Source organism: Cupriavidus pampae (assembly GCF_914271485.1).
Taxonomy (GTDB): Bacteria; Pseudomonadota; Gammaproteobacteria; order Burkholderiales; family Burkholderiaceae; genus Cupriavidus; species Cupriavidus pampae.
The window spans coordinates 354,098-369,539 of record NZ_CAJZAG010000009.1 but is presented as its reverse complement, the minus strand read 5'-3'; the positions used below and the strand labels follow the sequence as shown (position 1 = coordinate 369,539).

Annotated in this window: 13 protein-coding genes; 12 read left to right on the top strand and 1 reads right to left on the bottom strand. The window is 64.3% G+C overall.

The genetic code is table 11. The features are described from left to right. The first annotated feature begins 208 nt into the window (after positions 1-208). Positions 209-2,446, top strand: coding sequence for an NADP-dependent isocitrate dehydrogenase (locus LDO41_RS23860; protein ID WP_223992742.1), 2,238 nt, complete (start codon positions 209-211; stop codon positions 2,444-2,446). Positions 2,447-2,745: 299 nt separating this feature from the next. Here LDO41_RS23860 and LDO41_RS23855 read toward each other — a convergent pair whose 3' ends face one another. Then, entirely contained in the window at positions 2,746-3,099 is a 354-nt protein-coding gene (locus tag LDO41_RS23855; protein WP_223992857.1) for a hypothetical protein, read from the bottom strand. Here LDO41_RS23855 and LDO41_RS23850 point away from each other — a divergent pair. From LDO41_RS23850 to cysT, 11 genes are all read left to right on the top strand, one after another. Continuing rightward, positions 2,987-4,939, top strand: coding sequence for a gamma-glutamyltransferase family protein (locus LDO41_RS23850; protein ID WP_223992855.1), 1,953 nt, complete (start codon positions 2,987-2,989; stop codon positions 4,937-4,939). The two genes, LDO41_RS23855 and LDO41_RS23850, sit on opposite strands and share 113 nt — an antisense overlap. A gap of 350 nt (positions 4,940-5,289) precedes the next feature. Then, the gene (locus LDO41_RS23845; protein ID WP_223992740.1) at positions 5,290-6,699 is read left to right on the top strand and encodes a hypothetical protein; all 1,410 of its coding nucleotides are present in this window, start codon (positions 5,290-5,292) and stop codon (positions 6,697-6,699) included. A 92-nt stretch (positions 6,700-6,791) separates the two neighbouring features. Next, entirely contained in the window at positions 6,792-8,024 is a 1,233-nt protein-coding gene (locus LDO41_RS23840; RefSeq protein ID WP_223992739.1) for a hypothetical protein, read from the top strand. A gap of 420 nt (positions 8,025-8,444) precedes the next feature. After that, on the top strand, positions 8,445-9,452 hold the full coding sequence (locus tag LDO41_RS23835) for a sulfate ABC transporter substrate-binding protein (RefSeq protein ID WP_223992737.1): 1,008 nt from the start codon (positions 8,445-8,447) through the stop codon (positions 9,450-9,452). A 137-nt stretch (positions 9,453-9,589) separates the two neighbouring features. Beyond that, positions 9,590-10,768 (top strand): FMNH2-dependent alkanesulfonate monooxygenase, encoded by a 1,179-nt coding sequence (gene ssuD, locus LDO41_RS23830; protein WP_223992735.1) that lies wholly within the window; start codon positions 9,590-9,592, stop codon positions 10,766-10,768. Between the two features lie 12 nt (positions 10,769-10,780). Next, complete coding sequence (gene ssuC, locus LDO41_RS23825) at positions 10,781-11,635, top strand: aliphatic sulfonate ABC transporter permease SsuC (protein ID WP_223992727.1); 855 nt, start codon at positions 10,781-10,783, stop codon at positions 11,633-11,635. Positions 11,636-11,670: 35 nt separating this feature from the next. Continuing rightward, entirely contained in the window at positions 11,671-12,588 is a 918-nt protein-coding gene (locus LDO41_RS23820; protein ID WP_223992725.1) for an ATP-binding cassette domain-containing protein, read from the top strand. 49 nt (positions 12,589-12,637) lie between these two features. Beyond that, positions 12,638-12,853 carry a TOBE domain-containing protein gene (locus LDO41_RS23815; protein ID WP_109581308.1) on the top strand — a complete coding sequence of 72 codons (216 nt, stop codon included), beginning with the start codon at positions 12,638-12,640 and terminating at the stop codon, positions 12,851-12,853. An 11-nt stretch (positions 12,854-12,864) separates the two neighbouring features. Then, entirely contained in the window at positions 12,865-13,716 is an 852-nt protein-coding gene (locus LDO41_RS23810; protein WP_223992724.1) for an EAL domain-containing protein, read from the top strand. 12 nt (positions 13,717-13,728) lie between these two features. After that, the gene (locus LDO41_RS23805) at positions 13,729-14,403 is read left to right on the top strand and encodes an RBBP9/YdeN family alpha/beta hydrolase (protein ID WP_223992723.1); all 675 of its coding nucleotides are present in this window, start codon (positions 13,729-13,731) and stop codon (positions 14,401-14,403) included. A 106-nt stretch (positions 14,404-14,509) separates the two neighbouring features. Then, the gene (cysT, locus tag LDO41_RS23800; protein ID WP_223992722.1) at positions 14,510-15,442 is read left to right on the top strand and encodes a sulfate ABC transporter permease subunit CysT; all 933 of its coding nucleotides are present in this window, start codon (positions 14,510-14,512) and stop codon (positions 15,440-15,442) included.

Below are 15,442 nucleotides of genomic sequence, written 5' to 3'. Positions count from 1 at the left end.
CCTCCCCTGCGGGGGAGGGGCACAATAAACTTGCGCTGCAATGGCGTGAGAACGGACCCAAATCTGTATTTTTCGGCGCTTTTCGTAGAAAGCCGCCTCAATGCAATCCCCCCGAAAGCAAAATCAGGCAAAATTGCGGTTTGCCGCCCTGCATGCAAATGTGCGCGACGGCGATTTCCTAACCTGATTATTTATCGCGAGACATGCAATGAGTACCCAGCAGCCCACCATCATCTACACCCTGACCGACGAGGCCCCGCTGCTGGCGACCAGCGCCTTCCTGCCGATCATCCGCACGTTCGCAAAGCCCGCTGGCGTGAACGTCGAGACGAGCGACATCTCGGTGGCGGGCCGCATCCTGGGCTTGTTTCCTGAATACCTGACCGAAGAGCAGCGCGTACCGGACAACCTGAGCGAACTGGGTCGCCTGACGCTGCTGGAAGACACCAACATCATCAAGCTGCCGAACATCAGCGCGTCGGTGTTCCAGCTGACCAGCGCGATCAAGGAGCTCCAGTCGAAGGGCTACAAGATCCCCGATTATCCGGAAGATCCGAAGACCGACGAAGAAAAGGCGATCCGCCAGCGCTATGCAAAGGTCATCGGCAGCGCCGTGAACCCCGTGCTGCGCGAAGGCAACTCCGACCGCCGCGCGCCGCTGGCCGTAAAGAATTTCGCGCGCAAGCACCCGCATTCGATGGGCAAGTGGAGCATGGCGTCGCGCACGCACGTAGCCCACATGAAGCATGGCGACTTCTACCACGGCGAAAAGTCGATGACGGTGGACCGCGCGCGCGACGTCAAGATGGAGCTCGTGACCAAGAGCGGCAAGACCATCGTGCTGAAGCCGAAGGTGTCGCTGCTGGACGGCGAGGTCATCGACAGCATGTTCATGAGCAAGAAGGCGCTGTGCGACTTCTATGAAGAGCAGATGGAAGACGCGCGCGAAACCGGCGTCATGTTCTCGCTGCACGTGAAGGCGACCATGATGAAGGTGTCGCACCCGATCGTATTCGGCCACGCCGTGCGCATCTTCTACAAGGAAGCGTTCGAGAAGCACGGCAAGCTGTTCGACGAGCTGGGCATCAACGTGAACAACGGCCTGGTGGACCTGTACGCGAAGATCGAGTCGCTGCCGGAGTCGAAGAAAGAAGAAATCGTGCGCGACCTGCACGCCTGCCACGAGCATCGTCCGGAACTGGCGATGGTGGACTCGGCCAAGGGTATCTCGAACCTGCACGCGCCGAACGACGTGATCGTCGATGCATCGATGCCGGCCATGATTCGTATCGGCGGCAAGATGTGGGGCGCCGACGGCCGTCCGAAGGACACCAAGGCCGTGATCCCGGAAAGCACGTTTGCCCGGATCTATCAGGAAGTGATCAACTTCTGCAAGACCAACGGCGCGTTCGATCCGGTGACGATGGGCACGGTGCCGAACGTCGGCCTGATGGCCCAGCAGGCCGAGGAATACGGTTCGCACGACAAGACCTTCGAAGTGGCGGAAGCCGGCGAAGCGCGCATCGTCGACCTGGCCACCGGTGAAGTGCTGCTGACGCAGAACGTGGAAGCCGGCGATATCTGGCGCATGTGCCAGGTCAAGGACGCACCGATCCGCGACTGGGTGAAGCTGGCCGTGACGCGCGCGCGCAACTCGAACACGCCGGTCGTGTTCTGGCTGGACCCGTACCGTCCGCACGAAGCCGAGCTGATCAAGAAGGTGGAAACCTACCTGAAGGATCACGACACCAAGGGTCTGGACATCCAGATCATGTCGCAGGTTCGCGCGATGCGTTACACGCTCGAGCGCGTGATTCGCGGTCTCGACACGATCTCGGCAACCGGCAACATCCTGCGCGACTACCTGACCGACCTGTTCCCGATCATGGAACTGGGCACCAGCGCCAAGATGCTGTCGATCGTGCCGCTGATGGCCGGTGGCGGTCTGTACGAAACGGGCGCCGGTGGTTCGGCACCGAAGCACGTGCAGCAGCTGGTGGAAGAGAACCACCTGCGCTGGGATTCGCTGGGTGAGTTCCTTGCGCTGGCAGTGTCGCTGGAAGAGCTGGGTATCAAGACCGGCAACGAACGCGCCAAGATCCTGGCCAAGACGCTCGACGCCGCAACCGGCAAGCTGCTCGACAACAACAAGAGCCCGTCGCCGAAGACCGGTCAGCTCGACAACCGTGGCAGCCAGTTCTACCTGGCCATGTACTGGGCGCAGGAACTCGCCGCGCAGACGCAGGACACCGCGTTGGCCGAGACCTTCAAGCAACTGGCGAAGACGCTGACCGACAACGAAAAGACGATCGTTGGCGAACTGGCGGACGTACAGGGCAAGGCCGTGGACATCGGTGGTTACTATCAGCCGGACTTTGCCAAGCTGGAGGCCGTGATGCGTCCGAGCAAGACGCTGAACGCCGCGCTGGATGCAGTGAAGGGCTGAGCTTGAAAGCCTGACGAAAGAAACCGTGGTAAGCGGGCCACCCCAAGTGGGTGCCCGCGTAGTTTGCGGACTGGCCCGTGTTTGATGCATGCGTGAATCGCATGTACCGGACACGGGCTTTTTCATTGGTGTCGGTGCAACTTCGTTGCGCCCGTTGCGCCGCTGCAGTGCACATGGCCCTGTGTCTGGGCAGCGCGAATATTCGTGCTGCGACGCGGTGCTGCACCAAAAATACTCTGTAATAAACGCCTATATGGCGTTCTTGCATATCGATATGCGTGTAGTACGCTGGACACGTTTCATACAAAAACGAGCCCCCACCGCATCATGGCCGATACGCATTTGCTGAGCCTCTTCTCGCCGTAGCGCGAGCCCTCTGTTTCCCCTTTTTTCGCCGAGCATTCCTTGTTGCCGCCCTGGTTGAGCCACCAGCGCGGCAGGGGGACGCTTTTTGTTTTTTTCTTGTAGTTCCGGAGGAAAAATCCCGTGTTGCATCTAAGAAAAACACAACTGGCATTGGCCACGGCTGTCGCCAGTACCCTGTTGATCATCTCGTGCGGCGGCAGTGACGACAATTCGTCCACCGCGTCCACGCCGCCCCCGACGACGCCGGTCACGCCGGCCGACACCAGCTGCCAGGTGCTGGCGGACAACGGCAGCACCGTTGTCGTGGGCTCGAACCAGCCCGGCGATCCGTCGTTGCCGGAGCCGGCATCGGGCTATCGCGCGGGCCTCAAGCCGGTTAGCGCGAAGACCTACATGGTCTCCACCTCGAACGCCTACGCGAGCGCGGCGGGATGCGCGGTGCTCAAGAAAGGCGGCAGCGCGGCGGACGCCGCCGTGGCGGTGCAGTCGGTGCTCGGCCTGACCGTGCCGGAAGCCACGGGCATGGGCTCGGGCGGCTTCATGCTCTACTACGATGCGCGTACCAAGAGCGTGCAGGCCTACGACGGGCGTGAGTCGGCGCCGGCCGCGGCCACCGAGAACTACCTGCGCTATATCGACGACGTGACCAACCAGACGGTGCCCGTGCCGAGCGCGCGCGCGAGTGGCCGTTCGATCGGCACGATCGGCATTCCGCGCCTGATCGAGCGTGTGCAGAAGGAGCACGGCAAGCTGGCCTGGAAGGATTTGTTCGGCGATGCGATCTCGCTGGCATCGAATGGCTTCCCGATCGGCGGCCGTCTGGCGGCGGCGATCTCGAGCAACGCGGCGTCGCTGAAGCGCGATGCGGAGGCGACCGCGTACTTCTTCAATGCCGATGGCACGCCGAAGGCATTGGGTACGGTGCTCAAGAATCCGGCCTATGCGAACACGTTGTCGCAGATGGCCGCCAACGGCGCCAACGCGATCTACACGGGCCAGATCGGGCTGGATATCGTCAACAAGATCGCCACGACCACCGCGGTGGACGGCAGTGCCATCACGCCGGGCAAGACCACGCTGGCGGATCTGGCCGCGTATCAGGCGAAGATGCGCGAGCCGGTATGCACGACGTATCGCGCGTACTGGATCTGCGGTGCGCCGCCCCCGACGTCGGGCGGTATCACGGTGCTGTCGGCAATGGGGATTCTCGAGAACTTCGACATGGCGTCGATGAAGCCCACCGCGATCGATGGCGAAGGCGGCAAGCCCGGCGTGCTCGGCGTGCATTACGTGAGCGAAGCCGAGCGTCTGGCCTACTCCGATCGTGACAAGTACGTGGCCGACACGGACTTCGTGCCGCTGCCGGGTGGCTCCGCCAACACGATGCTGAACAAGCCGTACATGGCATCGCGCGCGGCGCTGATCTCGCCGACGGTCAGCATGCACACGTCCACTGCGGGCAACCTCGGCAGTGTGCCGCTGGGCGTGCAGTCGTTGATCGAGCACGGTACCAACCAGTTCACGATCGTCGATGCGGACGGCAGCGTGGTCAGCGCGACCACCTCGGTCGAGTCGAGCATGGGGTCGTTCCACATGACCAATGGCTTCCTGCTCAACAACCAGCTGACGGACTTCAACGCGGCGCCGACCGATGGGCTCGGGGTACCGATCGCCAATCGCGTGCAACCGGGCAAGCGTCCGCGCAGCTCGATGGCGCCGACGATGGTATTCCGCAAGGCCGCTGACGGTTCGATTGGGGACTTCTTCATGGCGACCGGCTCGCCGGGTGGCGGCACCATTCCGCAGTACGTGGTGAAGACGCTCGTCGGCGTGCTCGACTGGGGTCTCGATGCGCAGCAGTCGTCGGGGCTGGTGGACTTTGGCGCGAGCAACAGCGCGACCACCACCGTGGGTGGCGAGCATCCGAACGTCGATATCACGAACAGCGGCAACAACGATCTGCTGATTACCGGCCTGCGCGCGCTTGGCCATACGGTGTCCACATCCGCGCAGTCCAGCGGCGTGAACACGATCATGCGCTCGCAAAACGGTGGCACGGCGATCTGGACCGGCGGTACCGATCCGCGCCGCGAAGGCGTGGTGCTGGGCGACACGTTCCGTCCGTGATCGTATAACGCCGAGTTGGCGCGCCTCGCCCATGCGGGCGGGGCGCGCACACACCGTCCTTTTCCGAATTGTCGATCGTCATCGCGCGCGTGCTCTCGCACTTGATGGCGATCAATTCCCTGCTGGCAGTGGCCGTCTAGCCTCGTTCATGTTTCAGTCGAACGCGCGAGGACATGATGGCAAGAGACACAGCGGCAAAGTCGGCAAAGTCGGCAAAGCAAGCGGTACAACAACCAGGCACGCAACCAGGCGAGCAAGCAACCGAGCAAGCAACAAGGCAAGTAGCAGGGCACGTAACAAGGCGTGTGGCACGGCACGCGGGTCGCTGGGCGATTCTTCCCGCCTGTCTGATGCTCTGGGGATGCCCCGAGCAAATCGGTCCGAACCCGACCAGTACGAAAACCGGCACTACCAACGACACTACCAACGACACGACCAACGTCACAACCAACGGCACGACCAATGGCACGGCATCGGATCCTGCGCTGCTACCGAAGCCAGCAGCCGAGAACGGGCTCGTCGTCTATCGCGGGACGCTGTCGTTCGGCGGTTCCATCGTCATCACGCTGGATCGGCCGGCGGCCGGCAAGGTCACGATCCGCTTCGAGGACTCGCCGTTCGGATTGACCGGCGCCATCGTCGGCAGTTTGAGCGCGCCACCAGGACGTAGCGTGCAGAGCGTGAAGGGGCTCGCGGCGGATGGCAGCAATCCGCCGCCCGACGCACTGATCGCCGCGCTGCCGGACATCGAGCTCCGGTTTGGCGTCGACAATGGCGCCCTGCGAGGGGACATCGAGGGTGTACCCAACATTGCGCTGGCGCAGGCGGGCGAAGCGGGCGGCGCGAGCCGGACGCGACATCCCGGTTCGGCGCGGCTGGCCGGTCTGATCCATGCCGTCAATACCCGCAGTGCGCCGGCGCTGGCCAGTCTGGTCGGGACTTACAACTACATGGTCGAAGCGGCACGGTATCCGTCGGGGTCTCCCGCGCCGTTGCCCGGTACGCAGCTCGTGCAGGTGGGTCAACTGCGGATCGATGACGACGGCATGCTCACGACTTGTCCGAACCAGGAGCATGCCGTGGGATGCAAGCCGGTGAGAGCCGGCGACGCGACCATGGGGGCGCAGTTGCGTCCCGCCGATCAGACGCGTCATCCCGGGCAGTTCGAGGTCGTAGACGAGGGCGTGGTGATCGGCCGTCTGTTCGTACAGGACGACGGCGGCAAGTGGAATCTCCGCATGCTGCAACAGCAGCTCGTGGCGTCCGGCCAGGTCAGGATCGGCACGTGGGTCATGCAAGCCGTGACGTCGCCCATGCGGGGTGGCCAATTGGATGGCGACTGGGCCTGTCGCGAAGCAGGGATCGATCCGGCGATGCTGGGACTCAATCCGCCGGGGCTCAATGGCAAGATCGATGGCACGTTGCTGAGCGTGAAGGACGGAGCGATGGCGACCGCGGACATGCGGCCAGTGGAATCGGCGAACCTGACGCTCAATGCCGGGTTCCGGGTCGACAATCCGTCGAAGCCGGCGACCGATCCGGCGAGGAAGCTGCCCGGCGTGGCGCACGCGTTGTGGGCGCAGGTGCCGGCGCCGGTGGGCACGGAGATCGTGAGCGAGCAGGTCGTGCTGCCGCTCGCTCCGGATGTGTTCGTCTATCTGCGCGAAGTCGACGACGCGGCTGGAGGGCAGGCCGAAAGCTCGGTCTGGGGCCTGTGCGAGAAGCCGTTGCTCAAACGGCCGCCTCGCCGACCGCGCTGATGGGAGGGCCAGCCGTGGGTGCAGCCATGCTTCACCGGCGGCGCTTGTGGGCACGTCCGTGGGCATGGTCGCTGACAGGCGTACTCTGTTCCATGCTCGCGGGATGTCCGTCCGAGCAAGCCGCCGCACCCTCGGCGCAAGATGCCAGTGCGGAAGGCAACGGTCAGGCGGTGCCGAAGCCGGTGTCTAAGCCGGTGTCGAAGTATTACCTCGGCATGCTGTCGATCGGCGGCACGGTCGCCGTGACGCTCGACGCGCCCGAAGCCGGCAAGGTCACGGTACGCTTCAGCGATTCCCCATTCGGGATCGATGGCAGCGTCGTCGGCGACCTGCTGTCCGACGACGACAGCTATGTGGTCACCAATCTCGGGGTGGCGGGTGCCGATACACCGCCTGCCCCGCATGTGGTGGCACGACTCGACGACATCGAGATTGGCTTCCGGATCGCCGGTGACTTGCTGGAAGGCGATATTGCCAACGTGCCCGGGTCCGCGCTGCCGAGCGCGCCGCGGCTGGCAGGGTTGATGCTCGCCACCAGCCTGCGCGCGCTGCCGGCCACCGCGTCCATTGCGGGGACCTATGCGTTCGTGACGACGCGCGTCGACAGGATGGAGGGCGACCTGACGGCCGCCCATGGCGGCAACAAGGCCGCGGCGGGCCAGGCCAGCATCATGCCGGACGGGCGATTGCTGGTCTGTCCCGGTCAGAACTACCGCGACGATTGCGTGGCGCCGGACACGGGCGCGAAGGCGCCGGGCGCGATGCTGCGCCCGGCGGATCAGACCCGCTATCCAGGCGCATTCGATCTGCTGGCGGACGGCGAACACGCGGGCCGCGTGTTCGTTGCGCGGGACGGCGCCGAGTGGATGCTGTTCGTCGATCAGCAGCAGGCGCTGGGCGATACGCTTGGCCTGGGCGCGTGGGTACTGCGCACCGCCAGGCCACTGCAGGAGGATGCACTGCTCGGTAACTGGGCATGCCGGCAGCCCGGCGTCAGAATTACCCCGCTGATGGGGTCGCAGCTCAATGGCGCCATGGATGCGCATACGATGTGGATCGATGGCGAGACCATTGCGGTCGGTATGTTGCCGGGCGTGATCAGCGATCTGCAACGCAATGCGTCGTTCGGCCCGTACAGCGAGACCAAGCCCGCCGCCGTGGATGGGCTGGCCCATGTGAAATGGTTCGATCCGCCTCTGCTGCCCGGCACGGAGTTGATCCGCGAGCAGGTACTTCTGCCGCTGGGCGCGCAGCGGCTGATTTACCTGAACGAGATGCGCAAGGACATCGACAGCGTCGTCTGGGGTGCCTGCCGTCGGCTCTAGCCAGGCAGACAGTTACGTGAAAGCTTGCAGTCTGTGACGGTTGGGAGGATCCGAAGGCGCTCGAACCTGACCTATATCAAGACTCAGCCAGTGGATCGTGGCTAACATCGGCTCTGTCATGGAGATGCGGGGGCGCTCTCCATGGCTTGTCTACCCGTTTCCACAACGGAAACTTGGCCCGCGACGCGTGAGTGTCGCGGGCTTTTTTCATGCCGTTTTTTACGCGGCAGCCGTTTTTTTCCTCTGAGTCGCCCACTCCATTGCGGTATGTGCATATTGCCGTCTGTTCTTATGCGGAAAACGTGCAAGGTTCGATGAAACCATTCGTTCCCCTCAGATAGGCGCATCGGTAGTCTCTAACCCTGACAGATCAGGCGCCAAGCGCCGATTCACGATACTTTTAAGACGGGAGCACTTCAGATGATTCGCAAGCTGGCCATCGGCCTTGCCGCATTTGCCGCGATTGGCGTCGCCCAGACCGCCTCGGCCAACACTACTTTGCTCAACGTTTCCTACGATCCGACCCGGGAACTGTACGTTGACGTCAACGCCGCGTTCGCCAAGGCCTGGAAGGCCCAGGGTGGTGACGCCGTGACGATTCGTCAGTCGCACGGCGGTTCGGGCAAGCAGGCGCGCTCGGTTATCGATGGTCTGGATGCCGACGTGGTCACGCTGGCACTGGGCTACGACATCGATGCCATCGCCGAGAAGGGGCTGCTCAAGGCGGATTGGCAGAAGCGCCTGCCGCACAACGCCTCGCCGTACACCTCGACCATCGTGTTCCTGGTGCGCAAGGGCAATCCGAAGCAGATCAAGGACTGGAACGACCTGATCAAGCCGGGCGTGCAGGTGATTACCCCGAATCCGAAGACGTCCGGTGGTGCGCGCTGGAACTACCTGGCGGCATGGGGCTACGCCCTGCGCCAACCGGGCGGTAACGAGGCGAAGGCCAAGGACTTCGTGGGCGCGCTGCTCAAGAACGTACCGGTGCTGGACTCGGGCGCGCGCGGCGCGACCACGACGTTTGTCGAGCGCAATCTGGGCGACGTGCTGATCGCGTGGGAAAACGAAGCGATCCTGGCGGTGAAGGAACTGGGTCCGGAGAAGTTCGACATCGTGGTGCCGTCGGTCTCGATCCTGGCCGAGCCGCCGGTGGCTGTGGTTGACAAGGTTGTGGACAAGAAGGGTACGCGCAAGGCGGCCGAGGCCTACCTGCAGTTCCTGTACACGGACGAAGGTCAGGAGATCGCGGCGAAGAATTACTACCGCCCGATTTCCGAGAAGATCGCGGCCAAGTACGCGTCCAATTTCCCGAAGGTCAAGCTGTTCACGATCGACGAAGCATTCGGTGGCTGGCAGAAAGCCCAGAAGGCGCACTTCGCCGATGGCGGTTCGTTCGACCAGATCTATCAGCCTGGCAAGCGCTGATACCTGAACGCCGGGGCCTGACGAAACGTCAGGCCCCGGCTTGCCTGTTCCTCCTCGCTCCATGCATGTCGCCGTTTGCAGGCCGACAGGGGAGCGTTCGTTCGCTTATCCAACGAGTTCGCTGCGAGGCAACGTTCATGCAAGTCTTCTGGTTTATCCCCACGCACGGCGACAGCCGCTACCTCGGTACGTCCGAGGGCGCGCGCGAAGTCAATTTCGATTACCTGAAGCAGATCGCGGTCGCGGCCGACACGCTCGGCTACGAAGGCGTTCTGATCCCGACCGGTCGGTCATGCGAAGACCCGTGGGTGGCCGCGTCGGCGCTGGCCGCAGTGACGCGCAATCTCAAGTTCCTGGTCGCGGTGCGCCCGGGCCTGATGACGCCGACACTGGCCGCGCGCATGGCTGCAACGTTCGACCGCATTTCGAACGGTCGCCTGCTGGTCAATCTGGTCACCGGTGGCGATGTGGCCGAGCTCGAGGGCGATGGCCTGTTTCTCGATCACGCCGAGCGCTACGAGGCTTCGTCCGAGTTCATCCGCGTGTGGCGTGATGTGCTGGCCGCCAGCCACGGAGATGGCAACGGAAGCGGCGAGATCAGCTTCACTGGCAAGCACATTACCGTCAAGGGCGCGCGCGTCCTGTATCCGCCGCTGCAACGTCCGCACCCGCCCGTGTACTTCGGCGGCTCGTCGGCTGCCGCGCACGATCTGGCCGCGGAGCACGTGGAAGCGTATCTGACCTGGGGCGAACCACCGGCCGAAGTGGCGAAGAAAGTCGCCGATGTGCGCGCGCGTGCCGAGAAGCTCGGCCGCACCGTGCGCTTTGGCATCCGCCTGCACGTGATCGTGCGCGAGACCGAGGATGCGGCATGGGCCGCAGCCGAGGATCTGATCAGCCGCCTCGACGACGAGACTGTGGCACGCGCGCAGGCCGTGTTCGCGAAGATGGATTCCGAAGGTCAGCGCCGCATGGCCGCGCTGCACGCGGGCGGCAGGAATGCACGTACCCGCGAGGCGCTCGAAATCAGCCCGAACCTGTGGGCCGGCGTGGGCCTTGTTCGCGGCGGCGCGGGCACCGCGCTGGTGGGCGACCCGAAGACCGTGGCCGCGCGCATGGAAGAGTACGCATCGCTCGGTATCGATACGTTCATCCTGTCCGGCTATCCGCACCTCGAGGAAGCGTACCGGTTTGCCGAACTGGTGTTCCCGCTGCTGCCGCGCAGCGTGCGCGAGAAGCTACCGGGGCAGGTGCTGTCCGGGCCGTTCGGTGAAGTCATGGCAACTGGCATCGTGCCGCGTGCCGCCCAAAGCTGAGGAGGGCGCGTCATGTCCGCACCGCTTATCCATGACATTGGCAGCGCCAAACCGGCCGCTGCCAAATCCCGCAGTACCAAGGCAGCCGGTACGCCCCGTGTGCCGGCGGTGCTGCGCGCCGTGGCACCGTGGATCGTGCCCGTGCTGCTGATCGTGACGTGGCAGGTCGCGTCGCAACTAGGCTGGCTATCCAACCGCGTGTTGCCCGCGCCGCTGGCGGTGGTCGAGGCAGCATGGGGTCTGGCCGTGTCGGGCGAACTGTGGCGCCATGTCTGGGTCAGCACCTGGCGGGCGCTGATTGGCCTGACGGTTGGTGGCGGGCTCGGCCTGCTGCTGGGGCTGCTGACGGGCACGTTCCGTACCGCGGCCACGCTGCTCGACAGCTCGCTGCAGATGATCCGCAATATCCCGACGCTGGCGTTGATCCCGCTCGTGATCCTGTGGTTCGGCATCGACGAGACCGCAAAGCTGTTTCTGGTCGCGCTGGGCGTGTTCTTCCCGGTCTACCTGAATACGTATCACGGCATTCGTGCCGTGGATCCGGGCCTCGTCGAGATGGCGCGCAGCTACGGCCTGTCCGGCTGGCGCCTGTACCGCGAGGTGATCCTGCCGGGCGCGCTGCCAAATATTCTGGTTGGCGTGCGGTTCTCGCTCGGCTTGATGTGGGTGATTCTGATCGTCGCCGAGACCATCTCGGCGCAATCGGGCATCGGCTACATGACCATGAATGCGCGCGAATTCCTGCAGACCGATGTCGTGCTGGTGGGCATCCTGCTGTACGCGCTGCTCGGCAAGCTCGCCGACGTGCTGTCGCGCGCGCTCGAACGTTACTGGCTGCGCTGGCATCCGGGTTACCAGGCTTCCTGAGCCATCACCGTTATTGCCAACGCAGGAGATATCGCATGCAAAGTCATCCCCTCGAAGCGGCCGCCGTGGCCTACGTGGACGCCACGTTGCGACGGCAGACCGCTGGCGATCTGACACACCCGCATACACAGGCCAACACGCAGGCCCGCACCAGTGCGCAGGGCGGCGTAGCGCTGCACGTGGAGCAGGTGGTCAAGCGCTACAACGGACGCGAGGTGCTGCACGGCATCGAGCTGACCACGACGCCTGGCGAATTCGTTGCGATCGTGGGTCGCAGCGGCTGTGGCAAGAGCACGCTGCTGCGTCTGGTGGCGGGCCTGGAAGGCAGCGACGAAGGTGACATCACATTCGATGGCCACAAAGGTCGCGAAGGCCGTTCGCAGCGCGACGACATTCGCGTGATGTTCCAGGACGCACGGCTGCTGCCGTGGAAGCGCGTGCTGGACAACGTGGCGCTCGGCCTGCCGCGCACCCGTGTGGCGGATGCCGCCACGGTGCTGGCGCAGGTGGGTCTGGCCGAACGCGCGCAGGAGTGGCCCGCGCGGCTGTCAGGCGGGCAACGGCAACGCGTGGCGCTGGCGCGCGCGCTGGTGCATCACCCGCGTCTGCTGCTGCTGGACGAACCACTGGGCGCGCTCGACGCGCTCACGCGGATCGAGATGCAGGGGCTGATCGAATCGCTATGGCGCCGGCTGGGTTTTACCGCGCTGCTGGTCACGCACGATGTATCGGAGGCGATTGCGCTGGCCGATCGTGTCGTGCTGATCGAAGACGGCCAGATTGCGCTGGACGAGCGCGTGGATCTGCCGCGGCCGCGTCAGCGCGGCTCGGTCGCGTTCGCGCAGCTCGAGGACAGGGTGCTGCGCCGTGTGATGCAGCACGAGGGTAGCGAAGAGGTGGTCGTCGAAGTGCCAAAGGTCAGGCACTTCGACTCGGTGGGCTGGGCGGTCTGACCGTCAGCCCCGGCATGCAGGAACATTCTTTCACCAAGGAGCTTCTATCATGAGCATTCAGGCGATCAACGTACGTAATCAGTTCCGTGGCAAGGTGGCAAACATCATCGAGGGCCCGGTGGTTTCCGAGGTCGATGTGGAGACGCCGGCCGGCATCGTGACGTCGGTCATCACGACGCGTTCGATCCGCGATCTCGGGCTCGTGAAGGGGAGCGAGGTCGTGGCGCTGGTCAAGGCGACAGAAGTGTCGCTGGCCAAGCTCTGAGGGAATTCAGCATGCCCGACGCGCTCGACCGCTATCTGGAAACGTTGCCCCGTGGCCCCGTCGCGGGGCGGGAACTGTGGCGCGATACGAGTGGCCAGGTTCAGGGCCAGTATTTCAACTGTTCGCTCACGAGCGTGTTCGAGCCACTGGTCACGCTGGCGGATCGCAGCGTCGTCGCGCACGAGGGTGCGATCCATACCTACGCCGAGGATGGCGTAGGGCTGGCCGCATGGAAGCTGTTCGCGATGGCGGCCGACGATGCCTCGCTGGTATCGCTCGACCGTCTGTCGCGGCTAGTGCATGCGATCAACTATTTTGCCGGCCCCGCGGAGCGGGACGGCGAGCACAAGCTGGTGCTCAATGTGCATAACCGGCTGCTCGCAGCCGTGGCCGACGATCACGGTGCCGCATTCCGGCGCGCGCTCCAGTCGCTTGGGCTGCCGCTCGAGCGGTTCGTGATCCAGGTGCCCGCGAGTGCCAACGACGATCTGCCGCTGCTGCTGCACGTGGTGGGCAATTATCGGCGCAATGGGTTTGCGGTGAGCCTGCAGGCCTCCGATCCGGCCGAGGCGGGTGCGCTGATGGCGCACGCGCTGCCGGACTGGCTCAAGCTTGACATGCGCCGCACGTGGACCGATCGACAATTGTCCGGCCTGCGTGCCAGCGCGGCTAGCGCGGGGGTGACGCTGATCGGGCGCCGCCTGCAGGACTCGCTGTCGGTGGAGCGGTTACAGGCGGCGGGCATTGCGCTGGGGCAGGGGATTGCCGCCGGCGAGGCCGTGTCGGCACGGCAATTGCACGCGGCATCGCCAGTCCTGCAGGGATTGGTGAGTGCCCCGCTCCCTGAGGGAGAGCGGAGCTAATCAGGAGCCAGCATGAGTACATCGCATCCGTCCGCCGAACCATCCATCAAGTCGGTAACGCCGCCACTGGCCGTGCCGCGCGGGCTGCAGATCCTCACCGTGCCCGGGCTGCATGGCAGCGGGCCGGCGCACTGGCAATCGCGCTGGGAGGCGCGCCATCCCGACTGGCAACGCGTGGAGCAGCACGACTGGTCGCGCCCGAGCCTGCCACTTTGGTCGGAGCGTGTTTCGGAGGGCGTGATGCGCGCGCGACGCGTGGCGCACGGCGGCGCCGTGCTGGTGGCGCACAGTTTTGGCTGTCTGGCGACACTGCGCCAGGCATCGCTCGATCCGATCGGCATTGCGGGCGCGCTGCTCGTGGCGCCGGCCGATCCAGACAAGTTTGGCGTCGGCGCGCTGCTGCCGACATGGAAGCTACCATTTCCGACGGTGCTGATCGCGAGCCGCGACGACCCCTGGATGGCGCAGCGCACCGCATTCAGCTGGGGTGCGCTATGGGGCAGCGAGCTCGTCGATGCGGGCGCGCAGGGCCATATCAATGCGGACTCGGGTCTGGATGAATGGCCTGTGGGTTTGGCCTATCTCGCCACATTGTTGCAGCGCATCGAGTCGAAGGGGCTTGAAAGTGATGTATCAGGTTCGTGGGAGTCGAGCGTAGAGCTCGGTTGCACCACTCCTTATATCTAGATCGTCTAAAGACATAATTAAATATTCGTTCTGTTTATAAGGGCCTATCTGCAAAATTTGTCTCGCTAGCCTGCCCGTTATGCGCGGGCTTTATAAGCGAGAAGATATGCCGCCATCCATTTCCGTCGCGGACGCCCCATCGTCCACGCCCAAGCCGTCGAACAGTCCGTTCCGCCCGCGTACCAGCCAGCGCTTTACCGTGCTGCCCGGTTTCGGACTGTCGCTGGGCTTCACGATCTTCTACCTGACGCTGGTCGTACTGATTCCACTGTCGGCGACGTTCCTGAAGACGTTCACGATGACGTGGGAAGCGTTCTGGCGCACCGTCACCGAGCCGCGCGTGGTCCATTCGCTGGAGCTGAGCTTCGGCGCCTCGTTCGTGGCGGCGATCATCAATACCGTGTTCGGCCTGATCGTGGCGTGGGTGCTCGTGCGCTACCGCTTCTTCGGCAAGCGCTTTATCGATGCGCTGGTCGATCTGCCGTTCGCGCTACCCACCGCCGTGGCCGGCATTGCACTGACCGCGCTGTTCGCGGGCAATGGCTGGATCGGCAAGTACCTGGAACCGCATGGCATCAAGGTGGCCTTCACCCCGCTGGGCATCGTGGTGGCGCTGACGTTTATCGGTCTGCCGTTCGTGGTGCGGACCGTGCAGCCGGTGCTCGAGGACGTGGAACGAGAACTCGAAGAAGCCGCGGCAAGCCTCGGCGCCTCGCGCCTGCAAACGTTCAAGCGCGTGATCCTGCCGGCCATCCTGCCGGCGTTGCTCACGGGCTTTGCGCTGTCGTTCGCGCGTGCCACGGGCGAGTACGGCTCGGTGGTGTTCATCTCGGGCAACATGCCGATGGTGTCGGAGATCGCGCCGCTGATGATTTATTCGAAGCTCGAGCAGTACGACTATGCCGGCGCGACCGCGGTGGCCGTGGTGATGCTCGTGATCTCGTTCGTGCTGCTGCTGCTGATCAACCTGCTGCAGGCCTGGACGCGACGCCATCAGAGCGGCGCGCGCGTGTCTGCTGAAATTGTGGCGAAGGATTAA